The sequence below is a fragment of the Paenarthrobacter sp. NPDC089307 genome (assembly GCF_040685055.1).
Classification (GTDB): Bacteria; Actinomycetota; Actinomycetes; order Actinomycetales; family Micrococcaceae; genus Arthrobacter.
The window spans coordinates 511569-517750 of the sequence record NZ_JBFBHE010000005.1; the positions used below are offsets into that span (position 1 = coordinate 511569).

Below are 6182 nucleotides of genomic sequence, written 5' to 3' on the forward strand. Positions count from 1 at the left end.
CCCGTGAGTCTCGACGTCAAGCAGGCCGCGCCTGGGCGGAAGGCCATGCGATCGGAGCCGGCCAGCTCGTCCAAAAGACGGTTCAATGGCCGAACGGCGCTGACCCTGCTGGCTTTCCTGGCGCCGGCTGCGGTGTTCGTGGGGATCTTCACGTACTACCCCATGATCGCCGGCAGCCAGATGGCGTTCCGGAATTGGAACCTGAATGACCTTTCCGATACCTCCTGGGTTGGATTCGGGAACTTCCAGAGCCTGTTCGATGCTCCCGAGTTCGGAACGATTGTCCGCAACACGGTGGTGTGGGTCGTCGGCTCGCTGGTTCCGCAGGTGGTCATCGGCTTCGCGGTGGCGCTGTTCCTGAAGCGCCGTTTCCGGATGCGCGGGGCGTACCAGGCCATGATCTTTTTCCCTTGGGCTGTGTCCGGCTTCCTGATCGGCATGCTGTTCCGGTGGATGTTCAATGCGGAATTCGGCGTGGTCAATGACCTGCTGATGAAGACGGGGCTGATCAGCTCGCCCATTCCGTGGTTGTCCGATCCCGGCTTCGCGATGACGGCGATCATCATTGCCAATATCTGGTACGGCGTGACCTTCTTTGCCATCATGATCCTCGCCGCCCTGCAATCGGTCTCCGACGAGATGTATGAGGCCGCCGCCCTGGATGGTGCTGGCAAGGTGCGGACGTTCTTCAGCATCACGCTGCCAAGCATTTCCACCACCTTGGCGTTGACCATCCTGTTGCGGGTGATCTGGATCTTCAATTTCCCGGACATCATCTTCGCCATGACCGGTGGCGGACCGGCTGACCAGACCCACATCATCACCACGTACATGATCAAAATTACCCAGGAAGGCGATTACGGCAAGGCGTCCGCCCTGGGGTTGATCGTGATGGTCACCCTCATGCTCTTCGCAGCTTTCTACCTCATGGCTGTCCGCTTTCGAAAGGGAGACCGATGATCAACAGTCCGACGCTCATGGGCCGGATCTCCAAGGTGCTCTTCCTGGGCCTTTGCCTGGTCGTCACCGTCTTTCCGCTGTATTGGATTGTGGTGACTTCCCTCAAGGAACCGGGTGCCATCTACTCGTTGCCCTTGGATTACTGGCCCAAGCAGCTGTCCCTGGACAACTACATCGGGCTGTTCACCAAGTCCGACTTCGGCCAGTACATGTTGAACAGCCTGGTGGTGGCACTGGTGGCTGCGGCGGTGGCAACACTGATTTCGTTGCTCTCCGCGTACGTCCTGGCCCGGTTCCAGTTCTCCGGACGCGGGGCCGTGCTGGGCGCCTTCCTCATCACACAGATGATCCCCGGCTTCATCGCGTTGGGTCCGCTGTACCTGATGATGACCGATTTCGGACTGGTCGATTCAAAGACCGGCCTGATCCTGATCTACATCGCCATCTGCATCCCGTTCTGCACCATCATGCTCCGCGGCTTCTTCGAAAACGTCCCCGACGCTCTGGAGGAAGCCGCAATGATCGATGGTTGCTCAAGGCTGAGTGCGCTCTTCAGGGTGATTGTTCCGGTGATGCTGCCGGGCATTGCTGCGAGTTTCGTTTTCAACTTCGTCAACTGCTGGAACGAGTTGTTCCTTTCCGTGACGCTCATGAACAGCGACAGCAACAAAACCATCCCGACGGCGTTGGCCGGCTTTATCTCCAGCTTCAACATTGATTGGGGTTCCATGTCCGCTGCCGCGGTTTTGACGGTGGTCCCCACGCTGGTGATTTTCGCTTTTGCCAGCAAGTTCATTGTCCAGGGACTAACAGCCGGTTCAGTGAAGGGCTGAGGCGGGGACCAACCGTCGGGCGCCCCTCAAGGCGCCCGACGGCGGTTCACGCCTTCTTCTTGGCCCGCGCCTTTGGCTTGCTGGCCGTCTTGCTGGCGGCAGCGTCGTCGTCGGACGCTTTTTCCTTGCCGCGTTTCTTGTCCAGGCTGCGTTTGAGGGCTTCCATGAGGTCGATGACGTCCCCGCCTTCGCCTTCCCCTTCCACGTTTCCGAAGGTGGCCTCAGTATCGAGTGCCTCGCCCTTTTCCAGCTTGGCTTCGATCAGTGTCTTCAACTGCGCCTGGTAGTCGTCCGTGTATTCGTCGGGGTCGAAGTCATGGGCCATGGACTCCACCAATGCCGAGGACATTTCAAGTTCCTTGTCCGAGATCTTGATGTCTGTCTCGAGGGAGGGGAACTTGGCTTCCCGGACTTCGTCACCCCAGAGGAGCGCCTGCAACAGCAGGACGTCGCCACGCACCCGCAACGCCCCGAGCCGGGTTTTCTGGCGCAACGCGTACTGGACGATCGCGATCCTGTCCGTGTCTTCCAGGGTCTGCCGCAGCAACATGTAGGCCTTGGGCGATTTGGAGTCCGGTTCCAGGAAGTAGCTGCGCTCGTACATGATCGGGTCCAGCTGTTCGGCGGGGATGAACTCCACCACCTCGATTTCGCGGCTGTTCTCCTCCGGCAGGGATTTCAACTCGGCGGAGGTGAGGACCACGGTGCGGCCTTCTTCCTCGTAGGCCTTGTCGATGTCCTCGTAGGCAACAACTTCGCCGCAAATTTCGCATTTCCGCTGGTACCGGATGCGCCCGCCGTCCTTATTGTGGACTTGGTGCAGGCCAATATCGTGATCCTCCGTGGCACTGTAGAGCTTCACTGGTACGTTGACCAGACCGAACGCGATAGATCCCTTCCATATGGCCCTCATGCACCCAGTCAACAGCACAACACAGCGGAGGAGAAGAGGTGGCAGGCAAGCAGCAGGAGCGGGTGAACGTGGAAGGCCACGAACTCACCCTCACCAACCTGGGCAAAATCATCTACCCGGAAACGGGCACCACCAAGGCCGAGGTGCTGGAGTACTACGCCACCGTGGCGCCTTTCCTCATCCCGGCCGCGGCCAACCGGCCCGTCACGCGCAAACGCTGGGTCAACGGCGTGGGCACCGCCGAGCACCCGGGGCAGGTGTTTTTCCAAAAGAACCTGGAGGACTCTGCACCCCGATGGATCCCCCGTGCCGCCATCCAGCATTCGGACCACACCAACGTCTATCCCATGGTGAACAACCTGGCCACGCTCACGTGGATGGCCCAGATCGCTTCCCTGGAAATCCACGTTCCGCAGTGGCAGGTGGACGCTGCAGGGAAGCCGCTCCGGCCCGACCGCTTCGTCCTGGACCTGGACCCCGGCCCTGGCGCCGGTCTGCCGGAGTGCGTGGAGGTTGCCAATCTGGCCCGGTCCATCCTGCAGGACATGGGCATGGACCCTGTGCCGGTCACCAGCGGCAGCAAAGGCATCCATCTCTACACGGGCCTGGACGGCACGCTTAAGTCGGAGCAGGTGTCCGCTTTCGCCCACGAGCTCGCACGGGCCTTGGAGGCCGACCACCCTGACCTGGTGGTGAGCGACATGAAGAAGTCCCTGCGCCACGGCAAGGTCCTGGTGGATTGGAGCCAGAACAGCGGAAACAAGACCACCATCGTCCCGTACTCCCTGCGTGGCCGCGCTTTTCCCACCGTTGCCGCACCGCGCACCTGGGAAGAACTCGCGTCTGCGTCGCTGGAGCATCTGGATTACGCCGCCGTTATGAAGCGGGTCAGCGGAGGCAAGGACTACTTTGCGCCCATTTCCGAGCGGCACCTTCCTCCGCACGGTGAGGATGAGGATGACGACGGCGGTGCTTCCGGCACGCGCGGCGGCGCCCGCGAGCGTGTGGTGACGGTTGGGAACCGTCTCGCCAAGTATGTCGGGATGCGCGATCCGGGCAAGACCCCGGAGCCGTTCCCGTCGTCGTCGGCTGCTTCTGCGGTGACCCGGAGCGTTTCCTCCGCCGAGCAGCCCAAACCGGGCGATCCTGCGCAGCCCGGCGGCATATTCGTCATTCAGGAACACCATGCCCGCCGCTACCACCTGGACCTGCGACTGGAGCGCGACGGTGTCCTGGCTTCCTGGGCGCTGCCCCGCGGCGTCCCGGAAACGCCCGACCGCAACAACCTGGCCGTCCACACCGAGGACCATCCCATGGAATACGCAGACTTCGCGGGCGTCATCCCCAAGGGCGAGTACGGGGCCGGGACCATGAGCATTTGGGATCGTGGCGAGTACACCTGCGAGAAATGGCGGGATGGCAAGGAAGTCATCGCCACCCTGACCGGGCAGCCTGGGGGTGGCTTGGGCGGTACCAAGCGCCTGGCGTTGATCAACACCGGTGACCGCTGGCTGATCCACCTGATGAAGGAGCAGCCAGGTAAGCGGCACGCTGTCAAAGCCGCGCCGGCCACCAAAGCTCCCCCGGAGCCGCAGCCCAAACCGCAACCGCAGCCCCTGCGCGACTACGCCCCCATGCTTGCGACATCCGGGACAACCGCCGACCTTCGCGGTGGCAACTGGCTCTATGAACTCAAATGGGACGGCATCCGGGCCATCATCACCGGCACCGAGGGCAGGATCCGCCTCATGAGCCGCAACGGAAACGATCTGACAGCCGCCTATCCCGAGCTCACTGACCGGGCCTGCTGGCCGGATGGGGACTTTGTGGCCGACGGTGAGATCGTGGCTTTGGGCAAAGGTTCCCGGCCGGATTTCGGCCGGCTGCAGCTGAGGATGAACCTGGTAAAGACAGCAGACATCGAGCGGGCCCGGGTCTCGGTTCCGGTGCAGCTGATGCTGTTCGACCTGTTGTACGACGCCGGCACGGACTTGAGCGGACTGCCGTTCCGGGAGCGGCGCGAGAGGCTGGATACGTTTGCGGAGGGGTTGCCCGGGGGCTGTCCGCTTCACGTTTCGGCGGTACTGGACCACGACGTCGATGACCTCTTGAAGAGTGCCTCGGACCTGGGCCTTGAAGGGGTGATGGCCAAGAAAGCGGACAGCCGGTACGTGACGGGGCGTCGCAGTGGCTCATGGATCAAGCTGAAGCTGGAGCAAAGCCAGGAAGTGGTGATCGGTGGTTGGCGTCCGGGCAGCGGCGCTCGGAGCGGAACCTTCGGGGCTTTGCTGTTGGGCATTCCCGACGGCGAATCCCTGCATTACGTGGGCAGGGTGGGCACGGGGTTCAAGGACTGGCAGCTGCGGGACATCATGGAGCAACTCGAGCCCTTGGGGGTGCGCGATTCCCCTTTCAAGGACATTCCAAGGGAGGACGCCGCTGGTGCGCGCTGGGTTGAACCTGTGCTGGTGGCGGAGGTGGCCTTCGGCAATTGGACGGGCCCTGGCAGGCTTCGTCATCCGGTATGGCGTGGATGGCGCCCGGACAAGTCCCCTTCAGACGTGAGCCAGCCCAACTAGGGGACAGATAACGCTCCTACGAGGCCTCAGTGGTGCGTTTGCTGTCCCCCAGTTGGGCTGGCGGGGTTAGGTACCTGCTAGGACGAGTGCGGCATCTGTGGTCGGCTGGTCCTGTGGATCGCCGTCACGGCCGCCCCCTGGCCCATTCGGCCGTGGGCTTGGTCGCGGTCCTTCGGGTGGCGGCGTTTGCCGTTCCCATCGGGCCACTGCTTGCTTTGATCCGTCTCCAAGGCCAGGGCAAGAGCTGTTGGCTCGGGCATCGGAGCCATGTCCATGGACTCCACCAAGTGGCTTGCTACTTCAGGATCGATATTTCCTGCTGGGTGATTCGCAGTCATGGTTCTTCCTTTCCAGTGCGCCTGTCCGCCGGAGTTACCAGCGGACTTTCTTCTCGGTCTTCGCTTGCTTGCCGCTGGTGGCCGTGGGCTTGTGCCCCTTGCCGGTGCTTTGCCAGCCGGCCGGAGCGCCGCCGCCGGACTTGCTGGCGAGCATTGCCCGTTGGGCTTCGGTGAGTTTGGACTTGATGCCACCGTCGGCCGGGGTCTTGTTGTTATCTGGTGGGTTGGCAGTCATACGGACTCCTGGAGTGTGTAAGTCCTGAAGAGACACGTATCCCGTGGCGTTTGGTTCAAAGAAAAGGCGTCGACAACGGGAACGGCGTGGAGGCAAGCCTCAACAGGCGTGGATTTTTGTCTTCTGAAACGCAGCTGCGTGCCCACTGGGGAGCACGGCCGGTCTACTCAAAAATCAGTGTTCCCATGCGTCATACCCTAACCAAGTTCCTGCACATTTGTGAACCCCTCGCGTTGACTCATGGAAAAGGTCCGTGGAACTGGATACGTTGCCTCATTGAAAAAGGTCCGGTTGAGGTTGGTCGCGGACATCCTTGAGGGATGG

At 61.9% G+C, this 6182-nt stretch carries 6 protein-coding genes; 3 read left to right on the top strand and 3 right to left on the bottom strand.

Annotated features, from left to right (window positions below):
- The first annotated feature begins 3 nt into the window (after nt 1–3).
- Together AB0N72_RS15325 and AB0N72_RS15330 are read left to right on the top strand one after the other, a co-directional pair.
- Nucleotides 4–960 (top strand): sugar ABC transporter permease, encoded by a 957-nt coding sequence (locus AB0N72_RS15325; RefSeq protein ID WP_363931224.1) that lies wholly within the window; start codon nt 4–6, stop codon nt 958–960.
- The gene (locus tag AB0N72_RS15330; RefSeq protein WP_363931225.1) at nt 957–1793 is read left to right on the top strand and encodes a carbohydrate ABC transporter permease; all 837 of its coding nucleotides are present in this window, start codon (nt 957–959) and stop codon (nt 1791–1793) included. Before AB0N72_RS15325 ends, AB0N72_RS15330 begins: the two co-directional genes overlap by 4 nt.
- Nucleotides 1794–1839: 46 nt before the next feature.
- On the opposite strand, the gene AB0N72_RS15335 is transcribed toward AB0N72_RS15330, so the two are convergent.
- Complete coding sequence (locus AB0N72_RS15335; protein ID WP_363931226.1) at nt 1840–2706, bottom strand: Ku protein; 867 nt, start codon at nt 2704–2706, stop codon at nt 1840–1842.
- 38 nt (nt 2707–2744) lie between these two features.
- On the opposite strand from AB0N72_RS15335, the gene AB0N72_RS15340 reads away from it, so the two are divergent.
- Nucleotides 2745–5285 carry an ATP-dependent DNA ligase gene (locus AB0N72_RS15340; protein ID WP_363931227.1) on the top strand — a complete coding sequence of 847 codons (2541 nt, stop codon included), beginning with the start codon at nt 2745–2747 and terminating at the stop codon, nt 5283–5285.
- A 77-nt stretch (nt 5286–5362) separates the two neighbouring features.
- Here the strand turns inward: AB0N72_RS15340 and AB0N72_RS15345 are convergent, their stop codons facing one another.
- On the bottom strand, nt 5363–5623 hold the full coding sequence (locus AB0N72_RS15345) for a hypothetical protein (RefSeq protein WP_363931228.1): 261 nt from the start codon (nt 5621–5623) through the stop codon (nt 5363–5365).
- 34 nt (nt 5624–5657) lie between these two features.
- On the bottom strand, nt 5658–5858 hold the full coding sequence (locus AB0N72_RS15350; RefSeq protein WP_363931229.1) for a hypothetical protein: 201 nt from the start codon (nt 5856–5858) through the stop codon (nt 5658–5660).
- Nucleotides 5859–6182 lie beyond the last annotated feature (324 nt).

Bases quoted from the DNA above. Each gene is read 5' to 3' on its own strand.
- AB0N72_RS15330 (WP_363931225.1), top strand. From the start codon at position 957: ATGATCAACAGTCCGACGCTCATGGGCCGGATCTCCAAGGTGCTCTTC.
- AB0N72_RS15335 (WP_363931226.1), bottom strand. From the start codon at position 2,706: ATGAGGGCCATATGGAAGGGATCTATCGCGTTCGGTCTGGTCAACGTA.
- AB0N72_RS15345 (WP_363931228.1), bottom strand. From the start codon at position 5,623: ATGACTGCGAATCACCCAGCAGGAAATATCGATCCTGAAGTAGCAAGC.
- AB0N72_RS15350 (WP_363931229.1), bottom strand. From the start codon at position 5,858: ATGACTGCCAACCCACCAGATAACAACAAGACCCCGGCCGACGGTGGC.